The 17,834-nt window shown below is 64.4% G+C and carries 16 protein-coding genes and 1 pseudogene; 6 read left to right on the top strand and 11 right to left on the bottom strand.

Translation table 11 applies throughout. The annotated features are described in order from the left end of the window. The 5 genes from BP26_RS0100680 to BP26_RS27205 all read left to right on the top strand — a co-directional run bounded on the left by BP26_RS0100680 (position 1) and on the right by BP26_RS27205 (position 5,857). Positions 1 to 408 (top strand): hypothetical protein, encoded by a 408-nt coding sequence (locus tag BP26_RS0100680; protein ID WP_051747945.1) that lies wholly within the window; start codon positions 1 to 3, stop codon positions 406 to 408. Then, positions 408 to 1,571 carry a HoxN/HupN/NixA family nickel/cobalt transporter gene (locus BP26_RS0100685; protein ID WP_051747946.1) on the top strand — a complete coding sequence of 388 codons (1,164 nt, stop codon included), beginning with the start codon at positions 408 to 410 and terminating at the stop codon, positions 1,569 to 1,571. The genes BP26_RS0100680 and BP26_RS0100685 overlap by 1 nt, the downstream gene beginning before the upstream one ends. A gap of 277 nt (positions 1,572 to 1,848) precedes the next feature. Further along, positions 1,849 to 4,002, top strand: coding sequence for a TonB-dependent receptor (locus BP26_RS0100690; protein WP_029918657.1), 2,154 nt, complete (start codon positions 1,849 to 1,851; stop codon positions 4,000 to 4,002). Between the two features lie 62 nt (positions 4,003 to 4,064). Further along, on the top strand, positions 4,065 to 4,487 hold the full coding sequence (gene nikR / locus BP26_RS0100695; protein ID WP_029918658.1) for a nickel-responsive transcriptional regulator NikR: 423 nt from the start codon (positions 4,065 to 4,067) through the stop codon (positions 4,485 to 4,487). A 296-nt stretch (positions 4,488 to 4,783) separates the two neighbouring features. After that, positions 4,784 to 5,857, top strand: coding sequence for a 2OG-Fe(II) oxygenase (locus BP26_RS27205; protein ID WP_051747949.1), 1,074 nt, complete (start codon positions 4,784 to 4,786; stop codon positions 5,855 to 5,857). Positions 5,858 to 5,883: 26 nt separating this feature from the next. On the opposite strand, the gene BP26_RS0100705 is transcribed toward BP26_RS27205, so the two are convergent. The 6 genes from BP26_RS0100705 to BP26_RS30255 all read right to left on the bottom strand — a co-directional run bounded on the left by BP26_RS0100705 (position 5,884) and on the right by BP26_RS30255 (position 13,776). Beyond that, positions 5,884 to 6,561: a GntR family transcriptional regulator gene (locus BP26_RS0100705; RefSeq protein WP_051747950.1), complete on the bottom strand. Its 678-nt coding sequence runs from the start codon at positions 6,559 to 6,561 to the stop codon at positions 5,884 to 5,886. Between the two features lie 27 nt (positions 6,562 to 6,588). Further along, positions 6,589 to 8,076 carry an efflux transporter outer membrane subunit gene (locus BP26_RS0100710; protein WP_029918661.1) on the bottom strand — a complete coding sequence of 496 codons (1,488 nt, stop codon included), beginning with the start codon at positions 8,074 to 8,076 and terminating at the stop codon, positions 6,589 to 6,591. Beyond that, positions 8,073 to 9,278 carry an efflux RND transporter periplasmic adaptor subunit gene (locus BP26_RS0100715; RefSeq protein ID WP_051747951.1) on the bottom strand — a complete coding sequence of 402 codons (1,206 nt, stop codon included), beginning with the start codon at positions 9,276 to 9,278 and terminating at the stop codon, positions 8,073 to 8,075. The genes BP26_RS0100710 and BP26_RS0100715 overlap by 4 nt, the downstream gene beginning before the upstream one ends. A gap of 19 nt (positions 9,279 to 9,297) precedes the next feature. Further along, positions 9,298 to 12,471, bottom strand: a complete 3,174-nt coding sequence (locus tag BP26_RS0100720) for an efflux RND transporter permease subunit (RefSeq protein ID WP_029918663.1) — start codon at positions 12,469 to 12,471, stop codon at positions 9,298 to 9,300. A gap of 334 nt (positions 12,472 to 12,805) precedes the next feature. Next, the gene (dksA, locus tag BP26_RS0100725) at positions 12,806 to 13,210 is read right to left on the bottom strand and encodes an RNA polymerase-binding protein DksA (RefSeq protein ID WP_029918664.1); all 405 of its coding nucleotides are present in this window, start codon (positions 13,208 to 13,210) and stop codon (positions 12,806 to 12,808) included. A gap of 95 nt (positions 13,211 to 13,305) precedes the next feature. After that, on the bottom strand, positions 13,306 to 13,776 hold the full coding sequence (locus tag BP26_RS30255) for a hypothetical protein (RefSeq protein WP_211254804.1): 471 nt from the start codon (positions 13,774 to 13,776) through the stop codon (positions 13,306 to 13,308). A gap of 105 nt (positions 13,777 to 13,881) precedes the next feature. Between BP26_RS30255 and epmA the strand changes: the two genes are divergently transcribed. Continuing rightward, entirely contained in the window at positions 13,882 to 14,841 is a 960-nt protein-coding gene (gene epmA, locus BP26_RS0100735; RefSeq protein ID WP_084182666.1) for an EF-P lysine aminoacylase EpmA, read from the top strand. Here epmA and BP26_RS0100740 read toward each other — a convergent pair. The 5 genes and pseudogenes from BP26_RS0100740 to BP26_RS31230 all read right to left on the bottom strand — a co-directional run. After that, positions 14,838 to 15,605, bottom strand: a complete 768-nt coding sequence (locus BP26_RS0100740; RefSeq protein WP_029918667.1) for a sulfite exporter TauE/SafE family protein — start codon at positions 15,603 to 15,605, stop codon at positions 14,838 to 14,840. The genes epmA and BP26_RS0100740 overlap by 4 nt on opposite strands. Then, positions 15,602 to 15,952, bottom strand: a complete 351-nt coding sequence (locus BP26_RS30465; RefSeq protein WP_029918668.1) for an MmcQ/YjbR family DNA-binding protein — start codon at positions 15,950 to 15,952, stop codon at positions 15,602 to 15,604. Before BP26_RS30465 ends, BP26_RS0100740 begins: the two co-directional genes overlap by 4 nt. Positions 15,953 to 15,960: 8 nt before the next feature. After that, a complete protein-coding gene (locus BP26_RS0100750; RefSeq protein WP_029918669.1) occupies positions 15,961 to 16,293 on the bottom strand; it encodes a hypothetical protein in 333 nt (110 codons plus the stop codon). A gap of 27 nt (positions 16,294 to 16,320) precedes the next feature. Then, positions 16,321 to 17,046, bottom strand: coding sequence for a PhoH family protein (locus BP26_RS31225; protein WP_436233343.1), 726 nt, complete (start codon positions 17,044 to 17,046; stop codon positions 16,321 to 16,323). Between the two features lie 38 nt (positions 17,047 to 17,084). Then, positions 17,085 to 17,766 (bottom strand): annotated as a pseudogene (locus BP26_RS31230) (PIN domain-containing protein); the annotation flags it as partial. Positions 17,767 to 17,834: the final 68 nt, after the last annotated feature.

A 17,834-nucleotide genomic window follows, 5' to 3' on the forward strand; every position in this document is an offset into this window, starting at 1 on the left:
ATGTGCGGCGATCTTGAAGAAGAGGATACCGAGGCCGAGCGCCTTTACGCGGCTTTCCTGCATGCGGCGCATTCGGCGCTGCACGATATGGTGGATCACCGCGGCGGCTCGCGTAACCGCCTGGACAACCAGGAGAGCCCGGTGCCGGATGCGGCCGTGCACGGCTACATGGACGGGCTGTTCGGCGACATCCTGAACGCCTGCATCAAGGACGGGCGCCGTGTGGCCGAGTCCGACCGCTACCGCGTGCTGGCCTCGCAGGCCATTGTGCTGGCACGTGTCGCCGGCTTCCTCGCCGGGCAGCTCGACTTGCGCGAAGATCCGCTGCGCACCTCGGTCGCCGCCCTGATGGCAGGGTATGACGCCCGGTATGCGGAGCACGATCACGACGGCGGTCATCACCACTGATGAGCGCGCGCCCCGCCACCCGAGGCCTGCCGGCTTCCTTCGACTATGTCGCCCCGGCCGCGCCGGTGCGGCGGCTGAGCTTCAGCCGCGACGAATGGCGCGAGCTGATCCGGCTCTACGGTGTCGTGGCTTTCCTGCACCTCCTGGGTGTGGGCGTGTTCCTGCACTATTCCGCCCAATTCCCGGCCCTGGTCGGCCTGGGCCTGGCGGCCTACATGTTCGGCCTGCGTCACGCCTTCGACGCCGACCATATCGCGGCGGTGGACGATACGGTGCGCTACCTGATGCAGAAGGGGCGCAACCCCCTCGGCGTCGGCTTCTATTTCTCGCTGGGCCATTCGACCATCGTGCTGCTGCTGTCGGCGGCCATCGTCTTCGCCGCTGCCGCGGTCAAGCGCGACCTGCCGGAGCTGCGCAATCTCGGCGGCGTCATCGGCGCCGGCGTATCCGGCACCTTCCTATGGATCATCGGCATCCTCAACCTGCTGCTGCTGCTCGACATCCTCAAGGTCTGGCAGAAGGCCAAGACCGGCAAGCACAGCCATGCCCATCTGGAAGAGCTGCTGTCCCAGCGCGGCCTGATCAATCGCCTGTTCGGCGGCAGGCTGCAGAAGGTCATCAACCACAGCTGGCAGATGTACCCGCTGGGCCTGCTGTTCGGCCTGGGCTTCGACACCGCCAGCGAAGTCGGCCTGCTCGGCATGACCGCCGGCGCCTCGGTCGGCAACCTGCCGGTGCCGGCGGCCCTGTCGCTGCCGGTACTGTTCGCCGCCGGCATGTCCCTGATGGACACCACCGACGGCGTGCTGATGGTCAAGGCCTACAACTGGGCCTTCGTCAATCCCCTGCGCAAGATCTTCTACAACCTCACCACCACCAGCCTGTCCATCGCGGTGGCGCTGCTGATCGGCACGGTGGAGCTGTTGCAGGTCTTCATCGGCATGCTGGATCTGAAGGGGCCGGTGTTCGATTTCATCGGCGGCCTGGATTTCGGCGAACTGGGTTACGCCATCGTCGGCCTGTTCCTGCTGGCCTGGGGTGTTTCCGTGGCCCTGTGGAAATTCGGACGCGTAGAAAAGCGTTATGGCGGCGATCCGGCCCTGCATGTGCATCCGCATGAGCACGGGTACGGCGCCAGCCATTCGCACAAGCATTTCCACTGACAGAACCGGGCTGGAAACAGCCCTGCTTCGATGTCGTGCCGAGTTGAAACAAGGGATGGCTGTATTGCGCCCTGCTGCCGCTCAATTTTTTACATTCCAGTATTACGAATTATTGAATCGTAATACCTCCCACGAGACGTTTTGAAGATATTGGATTCTCGGGATGAGGCAGTGGAACGATAGTGAAACCCGTCCACGACCAAGAGCGGTTGTGGGCGCGGTGCCATGCGGACATGGGAAGGGCCCGTGTTCGCGAGGGATTTGGCCAGGCAGGGGAGTGCGGGGTCTGCTGGCGGGAGGTGCCTTGCTGGCGGCGCCGGTGGCCCTTGCCGGCGGTACGGCGACCCAGCTGGACCAAGTTACGGTGACGGCCGACCGTCTCAGCGACCAGGTCGATTCGGCGACAGTGGGCACGGTCTACGCCGGGCAGTTCGAGAATCGGCCGCTGTCGCGCCCCGGTGAGCTGCTGGAGGTGGTGCCTGGGCTGATCATCACCCAGCACAGCGGCGAGGGCAAAGCCAACCAGTACTTCCTGCGCGGCTTCAATCTCGATCACGGCACCGACTTCGCCACCTGGATCGACGACATGCCGGTGAACATGCCGACCCATGCGCACGGCCAGGGCTATTCCGACAACAACTTCCTGGTGCCGGAGCTGGTGCAATCCATCGACTACCGCAAGGGGCCGTACTATCCGCAGTGGGGCGACTTCTCCGCCGCCGGCGCGGCGGATATCCACCTGCGCGACAGTTTCGAGCAGAACCTGGTGCAATTTACCGGCGGCGAGTACGGCTATGGGCGCGGCCTCGAGGCCGGTTCCTACCAGCTGTTCGGCGGCAACGTCCTCTATGGCGTGGAAGGCGAGCACTACGACGGCGCCTACATCAAGAACGACAATTTCTTCAATGGCAGCGTGACGCTGCGCTATTCCAAGCAGAGCGATAGCGGCAGTTTCCATCTCACCGCCATGGGCTACAGCGCCAGGTTCGATTCCACCGACCAGATTCCGCAGCGCGCGGTGGACGAAGGCTTGGTCGACCGCCTGGGCTGTTTCGACGGGGGCTGCTCGGACGGCGGCAAGACCCACCGCTACAGCTTCTCCGGCGGCTTTAACCGGAGGTTCGGGACAGGTGAGTTGACCGGCTCGGCTTATGCGCTGCGCTACAAGCTCGATCTGTTCTCGGACTTCAGCTACTACCTGCTGGATCCTGTGCGAGGCGACCAGTTCGAGCAATTCGACGCGCGCAACGTCTATGGCGGCAAGATCGCCTACAAGCAGCCGTATGCCCTGTTCGGTTTCCGCACCCTCAGCGAGGCGGGTGTGCAGACCCGTTACGACGATATCGGCACGGTCGGCCTCTACGATACCGAGGAGCGGACGCGCTTCGGTACGGTCAGCCAGGACCATGTGCGCGAGTGGAGCCAGGCGGTGTTCGCCGAGACGTCCATCGAACTGACCCATTGGCTGCGCGCCACCGCCGGCTTGCGCTACGACCATTACGATTTCGGCGTGACGGCGGATGACGCGGCGGATTCCAGTTCCGGCGCCTTGGTCAATGATCCGGCCAATTCCGGCCATGCATCGGCCGGCATCACCGAACCGAAACTAACCTTCGTTGCCGGTCCGTTCCACAAGACCGAGTTCTTCCTCAACCTGGGCAAGGGCTTCCACAGCAACGACGGTCGCGGCACCACGGAAACCGAGGTCTTCGACCCGCGCTATGCGGACAGTCACCCGGGCGCGACGCCCGGCGACGCCACCACCCACGTCGACAAGGTAAGCGCCCTGGTCGCCACGCGCGGTGCCGACCTGGGGCTGCGCACCACCATCATTCCGCATGTGCAATTCAGCCAGAGCTTCTTCATCCTCGATATCGACTCCGAGCTGACCTTCAACGGCGACGGCGGCGACACCTCGCCCGGCGACGCCACCCGCCGCTACGGTACCGAGAGCGCGGTTTATTGGAAGCCGCAGGAGCACCTGGTGATCGACGCCGACTACGCCTATTCGCATTCGCGCTTCCGCGTGCCGCAGGTGCTGGATGTCGGCAGTGTCGGCTTCCGTATTCCCGAGGCGGCGACCAGTGTCTTCGCCTTCGGGGGCACCTACGAAAGCCCGCTGGGCTGGTTCGCGGCGGCGCGCTTCCGCTACTTCGGTCCACGGCCCCTGATCGAGGACAACAGCGTCTCCTCGCATGCCACCAAGGTGGTGAATCTCACCGGCGGTTACAGCTTCAACCGGCAGATCAAGATCGGCATTCAGGTGATCAATGCGTTGAACAGCAAGGATCACGACATCGACTACTACTTCGCCTCGCGGCTGACGCCGCCGGGTGCGCCGAATCAGGATCCGGCGCAGGGCGTGAACTCCATCCATTTCCATCCCATCGAGCCGACCAATGTCCGCGTCTACGTTGCTTGGTACTACTGAGGTGCGGGCTCGCCCGCAACGTGTTGAAAATTGCCCAGCCATGAATCCGGAGTGTGCGTGACATGCAACGCTTTACCATCTCCCTTGAAGACAAGCTCGCCGACCAGTTCACCGCCTGGATCAAGCGCCACGGCTATGACAACCGCTCCGAAGCGGTGCGCGACCTGGTTCGTGGGAAGCTGGCGGAGGAATCGATGGAACAGGCGCAGATGCCGTACTGCGTGGCGAGCGTGGTCTACGTCTACGACCATCATGAGCGCGAACTGGGACGAAGGCTGGCCCACCAGCAGCATCAGCACCACGGCCTGACCGTTTCCACCCTGCATGTGCACCTGGACGACAGCCAGTGCCTGGAAGTCACGCTGCTGCGCGGTGCCGGTGCCGAAGTGACGGCGCAGGCACAGGCGCTGATCGCGGAGCGGGGCGTGCGCAACGGGAAGGTCCATGTTGTACCGGCCGGTCCATACGAGCTTCGGCATTCATGAGACTGACTGACGAATATTGCGGGTGCTTGGTCGTAGCCCTGGATCTGAATGGCGCTCCGGCTCCCTGAAGCGCGTTCGGGGCTATCCACGTGGTCGCAATTCGGAACTGGCAATGAAAAGTGCGGGAAACACGCGTTACCCGGTCGATCATGCATGCCGGAATTGCGATTACCCGCTCTCTAGGATCAATCGTCGACCGTTAATAAACGTAACGATACTGTTAAGTATCGTAAATCGGGAAGTCTCGAGAGAATGCCGTGGCATGATCAATGGTGCTTTGAATTTTCCTTTATGTCATGCATCTTGCCACGAACACCAAGGCTGTCGTCACTGACGTCGATGCCGCATCGCTGCTGCAAGTCCGCGAACTGGACGAACAGGGTCAATTTGAAGCAGCAATTACTGCGTTGCGGCGCATGGCGCGCAATGGTGATGCGGCTGCAATGTGCTTGCTGGCCAAGCGTCTGCTGATCGGCCAGAACGCTCCGCACGATCCTGGGGAGGCAATCGGGCTGCTGGCGGCTGCCGTTGAACGCAACCATGGTGAAGCGGCGGCGCAAATGGCCACCCTGGCCGCTGCCGGAGCCTGGATGCCGCAGGACTGGTCTGCGGCCCTGGACTTTCTCGTTCAAGGGGCGGAAGCGGGCTCGTTGCGCGCACAAGACCAGTTGCTTCTGCTCGCCGATGAGACATCGGATGCGCGGAACACCGAAGTTGCACGTCAGTCAATCAATTGGCGCGCACTGCGGGATGAGGTGAACCTCCAGGCCTGGATCGATCCCGCACTGACGCGCCAGCCATTGTGCGAATCACCGCGGATTCGTCGGGCGCAGTCCTTTGCTTCGTTGCAGATCTGTGGGTGGTTGATCGGTCTGGCGCTGGGCAAGGTGCGGCCCGCAATGATGTACAACGGTATAGGCAGCCATTTCACCGCGGAGCGAACCAATAGCGATTATTTTTTTGACATCGTGAGCGCCGATGTCATCGTGGCGGCGCTACGTCAACGCATCGCGAGCCTGCTCAAGATGCCGACATTCGCCATGGAGCCGCCGCAAATTCTCCACTACGCAGTCGGCCAGCAATTGAAAGCACACTACGATCACATCGGGGGAGCCGGCGGCTACGGAGGTGAACGGATTGCGACCTTCTTGTTGTATCTGAACGGCGACTATGAAGGCGGAGAGCTCGATTTCCCGAAGGTCGGATTGCGACTGAAGGCCAAGGCGGGCGATGGCATCTATTTTTCGAATGTGGATCATGGCGGTTTGCCCGACAAACTCACCTTGCATTGCGGGCTTGAAGTGACCAAAGGCGAAAAATGGGTTTTTTCGCAGTGGATACATGACCGCACTTTTACCGGCTCGATGTAGGGGGCCATCTCCGGAACCTTTGGAGTTCAGGCGCCTGCCTGAGCCAAGTCGCCCGTGTCGACCCACGCGGCCTGCTGCATGCTGGCCAGTCGTGTGAGCAATTCCCCGAGGATCTGGCGCAGCAGTTGCCCGGCTTTCTCGCCGTCGCCGCTGCGCAGCGCGGCGATGATCGCCCTGCGTTCCTCGGCGAATACGCCGATCAGGCCGATGCGCTGCACGGCGATGCGCGCGCGGATGTCCCAGGCCATGTTTTCCCAGGCGCGCAGGTAAAGCTTGTTGCCGGACATCTGCACGATATGGCGGTGGAAATTCACTGCGCCGTCCATGAAGGCATCGCTGTCGTGTTCGCGGTGGGCCCGATGGATCAGCTTGAGGTCGCCTTCGAGCTTGTCCAGGTCCGCCTTGGCGCACGGTACGGCCAGCCGCGCGGCCGATTCCTCGATGGCTGCGCGCAGTTCGTAGGCCTCGCGCAATTCGTCCATGTCGATATTGCGCACACGGGTGCCGCGATAGCGCTCCGATTCGAGCAGGCCCACGGCTTCGAGTTCGCGCAAGGCCTCGCGCACCGGCGCCTGACTGACGTTGAACTCGCGCGCCAGCGTCATCTCCTTCAGGCGCGTGCCAGCCGGAGTGCTACCGTCGAGGATGCGCGAGACGATGGCGTTGCGGATGTGATCCCGCATGCAGGTCCGATGGATGCCCATGTGCTTCGCCGGCGTCCGCGCGCCGCTTCAGTTCGCCGCGGCGGGCGTTGCGGGCGCCGCGGTATCAGCCGGAACAGTCGCGTCGGCCGACAAGGGACTCTGCCAGCCGCCGCCGAGCGCCTTCACCAGCAGCACGGCGGCGTTGAGGCGTCGAGCCTGGATGTTGGCGGCGGACAGTTGTGCCTGCAGGGCGGCGTTTTCCGTGGTCACCACTTCCAGGTAGGTAACGATTCCGCCCTTGTAGCGGTAGATCGCCTGCTGCAGCGCCTTTTGTGTCGCCGTGACCGCGGCGGCCTGACTCGCGCTCTCCTGTTCCAGGTGGTGCAAGGCGGCGATGTTGTCTTCCACCTCGCGGTAAGCGTTCAGCACGCTGCCGCGGTAGTCGGCGACCTGCTCGTCGTAGGCCGCATGGGCTTCCGCGGACTGGGAGGCGTGGCGGCCGGCATCGAACAGCGTCAGCACGGCTGACGGACCGATCGACCAGATGTTGCTCGGCGCCTGGATCCAGTTGGAAGAGTGCGTGCTGTCGTATCCGGCCGAGGCGTTCAGGCTGAACACCGGGAAGTAGGCGGCACGGGCCACGCCGATATTGGCGTTGGCGGCGGCGACGCGGCGCTCCGCCGCGGCGACGTCGGGCCGCCGCTCCAGCAATGCGGAGGGCAGGCCGGGGTCGATGGCCGGCGGTCCCAGGTCTGCTTGCAAGGGCGTGGGGTCGATATGGAAGCTGGAGGCGGGCTCGCCGATCAGCACGGCGATGGCATGCTCCAGTTGTGCCCGCTGCAGGCGCACATCGGCGGCCTGGGTCTTGGCGGTTTCGAGCTGGGCCTGGGCCTGCACCAAATCGCTGAGCGCGGCGGCGCCGCCGTTATAGAGGTTCTGCTCCAGCGCCAGCGCCTTGGTGTAGTCGACCACCGTCTGGTCCAGCAGCATCTGCTGGTTGTCGGCGCCGCGCAGCGAGAAGTAATCCGTCGCAAGTTCGGCGTGGGTGCTCAGGTCCAGCGTGACCAGATCCCCCGCACTGGCCTGGGCGCCGGCCTTGGCGGCGCTCAGCGCGTTGCGCACACGGCCCCAGACATCGAGTTCGTACGACAGATCGGCTTCGAGCAGGAAGTCATTCCCGGTCGGTTCGGCACCTGGCGCAAAATGCGGGCCGTTGACCGAGGTGCGTGAACGCGTCAACGACGGGCCGAGGGTGAGAGTCGGGAACAGGTCGGCGCGGGCGATGCCGGCCTGGGCGCGGGCCTGCTGCAGCCGCGCAACGGCGGCCTTGAGGTCCTGGTTGGCACTGCTGACCCGGTCTTCCAAGGCATTCAGCTGCGGGTCGTTGAACTGCGTCCACCAGGCGCCGCGCGACTGCGCGTCCGACGGCTGCGCCTGCTTCCAGTCGCCGGACTCCTTGTAACTGGCGGGGGCCGTGCCGGTATCGGGTGTCTTGTAGGTCGGAGCGAAGGAGCAGGCGGCCAGCGAGCCGCCCAGCACCAGGGCCAGGACCGCGATGGATGCCTGGGTCTTCACGACGGCTTGCCCTTGTCCTGCTGCTGGCCGGCGGCAGGTGCTTCCGGCGGCGCCGCGATGCGTACCTGGGTGCCGTCGGCGAGCGAATCCGGCGGATTGAGGATCACGCTGTCGTTCGCATCGATGCCGTTGATGATCTCGATGGTGCTGCCGAAATCGCGGCCTTGCGTCACGTTTTTCAAGGCAACGTTACCGTTGGCGTCCACGGCGGCGACCTGCAGGCCGGCGGTGCGGAACAGCACGGTGTTGGCCGGAAGACGGAGGACTTTCGCATCGGCCGGCAGCTTGAAGTGCACTTCGGCGTAGGCGCCGGGGAACAGTTCGCCCTTGTCGTTATCGACCTGGAGCTCGACCTGCAGGGTGCGGGTGGCCGGATCGATGGCGTTGGCGGTGCGCACGATCGGCGCCGGGTAGCCTTTGCCGGGATGCTCGGCGAAACGCAGCTCGGCGGCGAGGCCAGGCGTGGTGACGGCGGCGTAGGGTTGTGGCACCTGTACATAAATGCGCAGCTTGTGCGTGTCGGCGACGCGGAACAGCTGTGCGCCGCTGGCCTGGCCGGCATTGATCAGCGCGCCAATGTCGGTGTTGCGCGCCGTCACCGTGCCATCAAAGGGCGCTACCACCCGCTTGAAGGACTCCAGGTCGCGCAGGCGGGCGAGGTTGGCGGCGGAGGAGTCCAATGCGGCCTTCTTCGCCGCCGCATCGCCGGCCTTCTCGTCGGCATCCTGCTTGGACACCGAGTCGGTTGCCAGCAGGCCCTTCCAGCGTTCGTTGGTGGACTGCGACAGTTCGTAATTGGCCCGCGCCGTGGCGAGATCGGCCTGTGCCTGACTGAGCTGCTGATCCACTTCCGGCGAATCGATCTCGGCCAGCAGCTGGCCTTTTTTTACCGGGGCGCCGATATCGGTGTACCAGGTCTTGAGGTAGCCGCTGGTGCGCGCATAGATCGCAGCTTCGTTGAAGGACTGTACGCTGCCCGGCAATACCAGGTCTTCACCCACCGGGCTGCGGCTGGGCTTCACCGTGACCACTGTGGGCACCGACGCTGCGGCGGTTTCCTTGCCCAGTGCAGCGCGCGAGTGAACCCGGCTGAAGACGCCCCAGATGCCGAGCAGCACGGCAATGATCAGGGCGATCAGCGCGTAACGGCCGACCTTGCTCGGCGAGCCGTTCTTGGAAATGTAGGGCGAATGCTCGGACATTGGAGGTTTCCGGTATTTGTTAGTGCGCGCGCGACGGGTTGCGGCCGTGAATGATGGAGAACACGGTGGGGACGAAGAACAGCGTGGCGACCGTGGCGAAGATCAGGCCGCCGATCACGGCGCGGCCGAGGGGGGCGTTCTGCTCGCCGCCGTCGCCCAGGCCGAGAGCCATCGGGATCATGCCGATGATCATCGCCAGCGCCGTCATCAACACCGGGCGGAAGCGGGTGAAACCGGCCTGCGAAGCGGCCTGGAAAGCGTCATCGCCGGCATTCATGCGCTCGCGGGCGAAGCTGACGATCAGCACGCTGTTGGCGGTGGCGACGCCCATGCACATGATGGCGCCCGTGAGTGCCGGCACGCTGACCGTGGTGTGGGTCAGGAACAGCATCCAGACGATGCCGGCCAGCGCCGCGGGCAGGGCGGTGATGATGATGATGGGGTCGAGCCAGGACTGGAAGTTGACCACGATCAGCAGGTACACCAGCACCACCGCGCCGAGCAGGCCCCACAGCAGGCCGTTGAAGGACTGATTCATGGTCTCCACCTGGCCGCGCACCACCACCTGCGAGCCCTTGGGCAGGTCCTTCTTCGAATCCGCCACGATCTTGTTGACCTGGCCCGAAATGAAGCCCAAATCGATGTTCTGCGCCGTGCCGTAGATGTCCAGCACCGGCGTGGCGTTGTAGTGGCTCACCACGGCGGGGCCGACACTGCGGTGGAAGTTGGCCACGTTGGCCAGCAACTGCGGCGTACCGGTGCCGGTGGCATTGCCGGTGGTCAGGGGAGTGGTGGCCAGATCGTTGAGCGAGTCCAGCTGGGCCTGGGGCGTCTGGGTGGCGACGTTGTACTGGGTGCCGCTTTTCGGATCGATCCAGAACGAGGGCGAGGTCTGGAAGCTGCCGGACAGCGACACCAGGATGTTGCTGGCCACGTTCTGCTGGGTCAGCCCGAGCAGCTGCGCCTTGCTGCGGTCGACGTCGACGTTGATCTGCGGATAGTCGAAGGCCTGCTGGATGCGCAGGTCCACCGCGCCCGGAATGGTGCGCAACTTGTTCAGCAGGGCATTGGCGTAGTCGCGGTTGGCGTTGACGTTGAAGCCGCTGACCTGGATGTCCAGTGGGCTCGGCAGTCCGAAATTGAGGATCTGGCTGACGATGTCGGCGGGCAGGAAGGCAAACGAGGTCGACGGGAACGCCGCGGCCAGCTTGGCGCGCAGGTCGCCCACGTAGCCTGCGGTGGGATGATGGCCTTCCTTCAGGGTGATGAAAATGTCGGCGTCACCGGGGCCGACCGGCGCCGACGTGCTGTAGGCGAGGTTGATGCCGCTATAGGGCAGGCCGATGTTGTCGACGATGTTGGCCACTTCCTCGGCCGGGATGATCTGCCGGATCGTGGCTTCCACAGCGTCGCACAGTGAGGCGGTTTCCTCGATGCGGGTGCCGGTGCGGGCCCGCAGGTGCATCTTGATCTGGCCGGCGTCGACGGTGGGGAAGAAGTCCTGTCCCAGCCCCGGCATGTATTTGCCCAGGGGGAAGGCCAGGACGGCGGTCGACGCCATCACCAGCAGGAACACGGCGGCGAAGGGCAGGCCGCTATGCAGGGCCCGCTCCAGCAGGCCATGGTAACCCTCGCGCAACGACTCGAAGCGGCGTTCGAAACCGGCCTGGAAGCATGCCAGCACACCGCGCGCCTTGGCGTGTGCCTGCGGATCGTGGGCCTTGAGCCAGTACTTCGACAGGGTCGGCACCAGGGTGCGCGACAGGATGTACGAGGCCAGCATGGCGAATACCACCGCCTCGGCCAGCGGTACGAACAGGAATTTGGCGATGCCGGCCAGCAGGAACATCGGGATGAACACGATACAGATGGCAAGGGTCGAAACCAGGGCGGGCAGGGCGATCTGCGCGGCGCCATCGAGGATCGCCGTTTCCACGTCCTTGCCGTGTTCAAGATGCCAGTTGATGTTCTCGATGGTCACCGTGGCGTCGTCGACCAGGATACCCACCGCCAGTGCCAGGCCGCCCAGGGTCATGATGTTGATGGTCTCGCCCAGCGCCGACAGGCAGATGATGGAGGCCAGGATCGACAGCGGGATGGAGATGGTGATGATCAGGGTGCTGCGCCAGCTGCCCAGGAACAGCAGGATCATCAGGCCGGTCAGGGCCGCAGCGATCACCGCTTCGCGGATCACGCCGGAAATGGCGCCACGCACAAAGATCGACTGGTCGCCGAGGGCCTGGATGGTCAGCTCCGGCGGCAGCTGGGCGCGGATCTGCGGCAGCTTCTGGTTGATGCTGTTGATGATATCCAGGGTCGAGGTGGTGCCGGTCTTGAGCACGCTCATCAGCACCGCGCGCTTGCCTTCGAGGCGGACGATGTTGGTTTGCGGCGGATAGCCGTCGCGCACATGCGCGACGTCGCGCACATAGACCACGCCACCGTCACGGGTACGGATCGGCACGTCGTTCAGCTCTTCGATCTTGGTCGGGCTGGCATTGAGCTTGACGAAGTATTCGAGGCCGCCGATCTTCTCGGTGCCGGCCGGCAGCACCAGGTTCTGCGCGCCGATGGCCGCGGTGACGTCGGTGCCGGACAGACCCCTGGCGCGCAGCGCCTTGGGATCCAGATCCACCTGCACCTGGCGCTGCTTGCCGCCGTAGGGGAACGGCAATGAAGCGCCCTGCACCGTCGACAGTGCGGTGCGGACCACGGTGTTGCCCAGGTCGAACAGCTGCGATTCCGACAGCTTGGTGCTGGACAGGGCCAGCTGGATGATCGGGACGCTGGAAGCGTTGTAGGCCAGGATGAACGGCGGATTGGTACCCGGCGGCGAGAAGCGCAACTGGGTCTGCGAGACGCCGGTGATCTGGGCGTAGGACAGCTCCTCGTTGACCGTCGGCTGGAAGAAGTACTTCACTACCGCGATGCCGTTGAGCGACTGCGACTCGGTGTGCTCGACGTCGTTGACGACGGTCTGCGCGGTGCGCTCGGAGAACAGGATGATGCGGCTGGACATCTCATCCGGCGGCAGGCCGGTGTAGCTCCATACTGCCGCGACCACCGGAATCCTGATGTTGGGGAAGATATCGGTGGCAGTGCGCAGGATCGTGAAGATGCCCAGAAGGACAATCAGCAGGGCCAGCACGATAAAGGTGTACGGACGTTGCAGCGCGATTCTAACAATCCACATCCGGTGCTCCAGATTTGAGTCCGCGACGGCTGTAACCGCCATGGGCGGCCGGCGCTGCGGCCGGCAGGGCAGGCACCATGCGATTCGGGTGCCGGAGGCGCGGCATTATAGATTATCGATAATCCAAATTAGACGACTTGTCTGTTAAGGAGGGTAAATTGTCGGTTGTTGCCAGGATGATCGCTGGCAGGGAAAAGACGGCAAAAAAGGAAAAGTTATCCACTTTTAGGGGCTGAAGCCGCTTTTCCGGGCGTCTGGAGCCCTGACTGCAAGCGGCGCGGTCCAAAACAAAACCCCGGCAGGGCCGGGGTTTGTCCGTAGCAAAGGCCTGAACTCAACGATCGCGGAAATGCGTCTCCACCTTCTCGTCCTGCCCTTTCACGTCGACGCAGACCGTGGCGGTCGGACGGGCCAGGAGCCGGGGGATGCCGATGGGCTCGCCGGTCTTGGTGCAGTAGCCGTATTCCTTGTCGCGGATGCGGCGCAGCGACTCGTCGATCTTGCGTAACAAGTAGGACTCGCGCTCGCGCAGGCGCAGGTCGAGCCAGTGTTCTTCCTCGGCGGTGGCGCGGTCGGCGGGATCAGCGAAAATCTCGCGCTGGTGCAGGCGCTCTTTCACGTCCAGCTCGCGCGCCAGAACCTCGTTGCGCATCTTCATCAGCAGGTTGCGGAAGAAGTCGAGCTGCGCGTCGTTCATGTACTCCGAATCCGACATGGCGCGCACGTCGTCTTCGCTCAATTCCTCACCCGGCTTGTACGGGTGGGCCCTGCGAACCGCGACCGGCTTGACCGCGTGGGTATGCTTGGCGGGAGCCGGTCGGGGGACGGGTTTTCTTACAAGCTCGGAATCGTGGTCTGCACCGGGTCCGGCGTGGCTTCCGGTGTTTCCGTTGAGGCCGGCGGTGCGATGACCGGGGCCGGAGCTGCTACCGGTTCCGGCGCTGGTGCCGGCTTCGGGGCGGGGGCTGGCGACGGGCGCGGGGCTAGGCGCTTCGGCTTTTTTTTTTGGACCGGCTTGGCGACGACTTTCTTGGCGACCGGCTTGGGTGCCGCCTTCTTGGCGACGACCTTTTTCGCAACCGGCTTCTTTGCGGCCACCTTCTTGGCGACGACCTTTTTGGCGGGCTTCTTCGCGGCGGCTTTCTTGGCGACCGGCTTGGCGGCCTTCTTCACCACGCTCTTCGCCTTCTTGAGGACCTTCTTGACTGCGCTCGCCGCCTTCTTGGCAACGGACTTCTTCGCCGCTTTGGCAACAACAGGCTTCTTCTTCGGCTTCGCCTTGCTCGCGCCCTTTTTGATGGCCACCGGTGTCTCCGTCTTTATGTACTTGCTAAGGTTGTCGTTTATCGCAAAAGCAATAAAGTTGGGGCGTTATAGCACCCACCTATCACAACGTCAATGAAAAAACACATGGATTGGAAGCCTCGCGCGGATATGGCGGTTTTGCGTGCACGGGCGCGACTTTATGGGGCAATCCGCGGCTACTTCGAGGCGCGTGGAGTACTCGAGGTGGAGACCCCGATCCTGTCCGCCGCGGCTACCGTCGATCCCAATATCGACAGCTTCGTCGCGCGCGAAAACCGGGGTGCGGAACGCTGGCTGCAGACCTCCCCGGAGTTCGCCATGAAGCGCCTGCTCGCCGCGGGCAGCGGACCGATCTACCAGATCGCCCGCGTGTTCCGGCGCGAAGAGGCCGGGCGTCACCACAATCCCGAATTCAGCATGCTGGAGTGGTACCGGCCGGGCTGGGACCATCTGCGCCTGATGGACGAGGTGGAGTCCTTGTTGCACGCGGCCGGCCTGCTGGAAGGTTTGCCGTGGGAGCGGCTGAGCTATCGCGAAGCATTCCTGCGCCACGCCGCCCTCGACCCTTTCGAGGCCGGATTCGAGCAACTGCGGCAAACCTGTATCCAACGCTTGAACCTGTCGGCCGACCTTGCGGCCGAAACCAGCCGCGACGTCTTCCTGGATCTGCTCATGTCGGCCGAGGTGGGACCGCGGCTCGGGCTCGAGGCGCCAGTCTTCCTCTATGACTTTCCGGCTTCCCAGGCGGCACTGGCCCGGGTGCGGGCCGATGACCCGCCGGTGGCGGAACGCTTCGAGCTGTTCTGGAAGGGGGTCGAGCTGGCCAACGGCTTCCATGAACTGACCGATGCCGCCGAACAGCGGCGACGCTTCGAACAGGATCGCCAGCGGCGCAGTGAACAAGGCCGTGAGGCGCCGCCCTACGATGCCCGCCTCATCGCCGCGCTGGAGGCCGGCATGCCGCCCTGCGCCGGCGTGGCCCTGGGGCTGGACCGCCTGCTGATGCTGATGCTGGGCCTTCAGGAGCTTGCTGCAGTGCTGGCTTTCGATGATGGCCGCGCCTAGCCTCGGCTGAAAATGTCGTACGCGAAGCGCGCGATCAGCGCCCCCACCACGACGATGAACAGCACCCTGACGAAGGCGCTGCCGCGCCGCAGCGCCAGCCGTGAACCGGCCAGCGAGCCGGCCACATTGCAGGCCGCCATAGGCAGGGCGGTGGCATAAAGCACGTTGCCGTGGCTGACGAAGTAGGCGAGGGCGGCGAAATTGGTGACGACGTTGACCGCCTTGGCCGAGGCCGAGGCGGCGAGGAAGCTGAAGCCGAACAGGCCGACGAAGGCGAAGATCAGGAAGCTGCCGGTGCCGGGACCGAAGAAGCCGTCGTAGAAGCCGATGAGGGCGCCGGTGGCCAGGCCGATCCAAAGCTGTTGCGCCCGGCTCAGGCGCGGCGCATGCAGGGCGCCGAAGTCCTTCTTCCACAGGGTGTAGCCGAGCACGGACAGCAGCAGGATCAGGATCAGCGGGCGCAGCAGGGCGGGATTGATGGCGCTCACCGTATGCGCGCCCAGGAACGAGAACAGCAGGGCCGCCGCCGAGGCCGGCAGCACCGTGTGCCAGATGGGCGGCACGCGCCGCGCGTACTGCAGGGCCGCGCTGAGCGTGCCCCACACCGCGGCGAACTTGTTGGTGCCGAACAGCAGCGCCGGCGACAGCTGCGGCATCAGCACGAACAAGGCGGGGATCTGCACCAGGCCGCCGCCGCCGACTACCGCATCGACGAATCCGGCGAGGAAGGCGAAGCCGCACAGTGCGGCCAGGGTGAGCGTCACGCCAGACCGAGGGTTTGCCGCGTTTTCTTCGGCAGCTTGGCGCCGATCAGCTCGTAGGATTCGCGGATGCGCTCGGCCAGCCAGGCGTCGCCGTAACGGCGCGGCTCCGTAACACGGACCCATTTGAGACGGGCGGAGTAGGGTGCCGGAATGATGCCGGGCTGCTCGGTCAGGGCCAGGAAGTGGTCGTCCGGCACCTTGAAGCTGAAGCATACCGGCCTGGGATCGTCGGGGCAGGTCAGGAACATCCTGCCCGCCACCGAATGAACCAGGACCTCGCCCCACTTGACGTCGCTGACGACGCCCGGCCAGGGCGCGCAGAGCTTGAGCAGGGCGCTGCGGTTCAAGCGCCTTCCTACAGCAGCTTGCTGACCGCGCTCGGCAGCTTGTAGCGCTTGTCTGCCAGCAGCTTGCTCAGCAGCAGGGTCAGCCAGGCGCGCGAACTGGAGAAGGTCTTCAGCACGATGTAGTAGTCCTCGCCTTCCTTCTCGATCTCGTAGCGTTCGATGGTGGCGGTGACCGACTCGCGCTCGCCCTTGAGCAGGGCTTTGGCGGTCAGCCGGTTGGAGTCCGTGTCCACGGTGCAGTCGGTGATCTCGCCATAGGCGCCGAGCTTGTCGTTGACGTAGGCCTTCAGGGCGAGCCCCAGGGCGCCGTCTTTCACCCCTCGTGCCAGGAAGCGCAGCATCGTTCTCTCTCCAAAGATTTCTGCAATTTACAAAATATCCGAAGCGTAGGCCGCCAGGCGAGAGCGTTCGCCGCGCGCCAGGGTGACATGGCCGCCGTGGGGCCAACCGCGGAAACGGTCAACCACGTAGGTCAGGCCCGAGGTGGTCTCGGACAGGTACGGTGTATCGATCTGCGCCAGGTTGCCAAGGCACACCATCTTGCTGCCCGGGCCGCAGCGGGTGATCAGCGTCTTCATCTGTTTGGCGGTGAGGTTCTGCGCCTCGTCGATGATGATGTAGCGGTTGAGGAAGGTGCGGCCGCGCATGAAGTTCAGGCTGCGGATCTTGATGCGCTTGGACAGCAGGTCATTGGTGGCGGCGCGTTCCCAGTCGCCGGCATTGCTGGTCTGGGTCAGCACTTCCAGGTTGTCCATCAGCGCGCCCATCCACGGCGTCATTTTCTCTTCCTCGGTGCCCGGCAGGAAGCCGATGTCCTCGCCCAGCGGCACGGTGACGCGGGTCATGATGATCTCGCGGTAGCGCGGCTCGTCCAGGGTTTGCGCCAGGCCGGCGGCCAGGGCCAACAGGGTCTTGCCGGTGCCGGCGGCGCCGAGCAGGGTCACGAAGTCCACTTCCGGATCGAGCAGCAGGTTCAGGGCGAAATTCTGCTCGCGGTTCTTGGCATGGATGCCCCAGACCGGGGTCTTGCCCTGCCGGTAGTCACGGATGACGTGCAGGGTGGCGCTCTTCTCGGTCTGCGCCTGTACCGTCATTTCCAGGCCGCGCTCGGCCTCGTCCGGCAGGTACAGGAACTGGTTGACGTGCCATTCCTTCACTTTCGGCCCGGCGACGCGGTAGCAGGCGCGGCCGCGGTCGTCCTGCCAGGATTCCATCTTCTCGCCGTGCGTCTGCCAGAAATCGGCGGGCAGGTGGGCGTACCCGGTGTAGAGCAGGTCCAGGTCTTCCAGCACCTGGTCGTTCTGGTAGTCCTCGGTGTGGACCCCGACGATGGCCGCCTTGATGCGCAGGTTGATGTCTTTCGAGACCAGCGTGATCGGCCGCGTCGGGTGCTCGGTACGCAGGCTCAGTGCGGTCAGCAGGATGCTGTTGTCCGGCTTGTTGCCCGGCAGCACGTCCGGCAGCGAGGCGGTGGTCGGCTTGGTTTCGAAGAACAGGCGGCCGGTGGAGGCGGCGGTATGGGTGTTGGCGTGGCCATTGCCGTTACCGTTGCTGCCGTTGGTCTTGCCGCTCTGCGGCGCCGGCAGGGCGATGCCCTTCTCGATCTGTGCGTGATCCTTGTCGCGCATCAGTTCGTCGAGGAAGCGGCTGACCTGGCGGGCGTTGCGCGACACCTCGCTGGTGCCTTTCTTGGCGGCGTCCAGTTCCTCCAGCACCACCATGGGAATGAACAGGTCGTGTTCCTCGAAACGGAACAGGGCACTGGGATCGTGCATCAGCACGTTGGTGTCGAGGACGAAAATCTTCTTTTTCATCGAGTCCGGGGATTTAAGAGCTCAGGCTCCAGCCACAGGGACGCCCGCCGGTGCTGGATACGCCGGCA

Source organism: Nevskia soli DSM 19509, assembly GCF_000711955.1.
GTDB lineage: Bacteria > Pseudomonadota > Gammaproteobacteria > Nevskiales > Nevskiaceae > Nevskia > Nevskia soli.

What these genes read in the sequence shown, in the direction of transcription:
- BP26_RS0100680 (WP_051747945.1), top strand. Translation starts at nt 1, where the DNA reads ATGTGCGGCGATCTTGAAGAAGAGGATACCGAGGCCGAGCGCCTTTAC.
- BP26_RS0100685 (WP_051747946.1), top strand. Translation starts at nt 408, where the DNA reads ATGAGCGCGCGCCCCGCCACCCGAGGCCTGCCGGCTTCCTTCGACTAT.
- nikR (WP_029918658.1), top strand. Translation starts at nt 4,065, where the DNA reads ATGCAACGCTTTACCATCTCCCTTGAAGACAAGCTCGCCGACCAGTTC.
- BP26_RS27205 (WP_051747949.1), top strand. Translation starts at nt 4,784, where the DNA reads ATGCATCTTGCCACGAACACCAAGGCTGTCGTCACTGACGTCGATGCC.
- BP26_RS0100705 (WP_051747950.1), bottom strand. Translation starts at nt 6,561, where the DNA reads ATGGGCATCCATCGGACCTGCATGCGGGATCACATCCGCAACGCCATC.
- BP26_RS0100715 (WP_051747951.1), bottom strand. Translation starts at nt 9,278, where the DNA reads ATGTCCGAGCATTCGCCCTACATTTCCAAGAACGGCTCGCCGAGCAAG.
- BP26_RS0100720 (WP_029918663.1), bottom strand. Translation starts at nt 12,471, where the DNA reads ATGTGGATTGTTAGAATCGCGCTGCAACGTCCGTACACCTTTATCGTG.
- epmA (WP_084182666.1), top strand. Translation starts at nt 13,882, where the DNA reads ATGGATTGGAAGCCTCGCGCGGATATGGCGGTTTTGCGTGCACGGGCG.
- BP26_RS0100750 (WP_029918669.1), bottom strand. Translation starts at nt 16,293, where the DNA reads ATGCTGCGCTTCCTGGCACGAGGGGTGAAAGACGGCGCCCTGGGGCTC.
- BP26_RS31225 (WP_436233343.1), bottom strand. Translation starts at nt 17,046, where the DNA reads ATGACGGTACAGGCGCAGACCGAGAAGAGCGCCACCCTGCACGTCATC.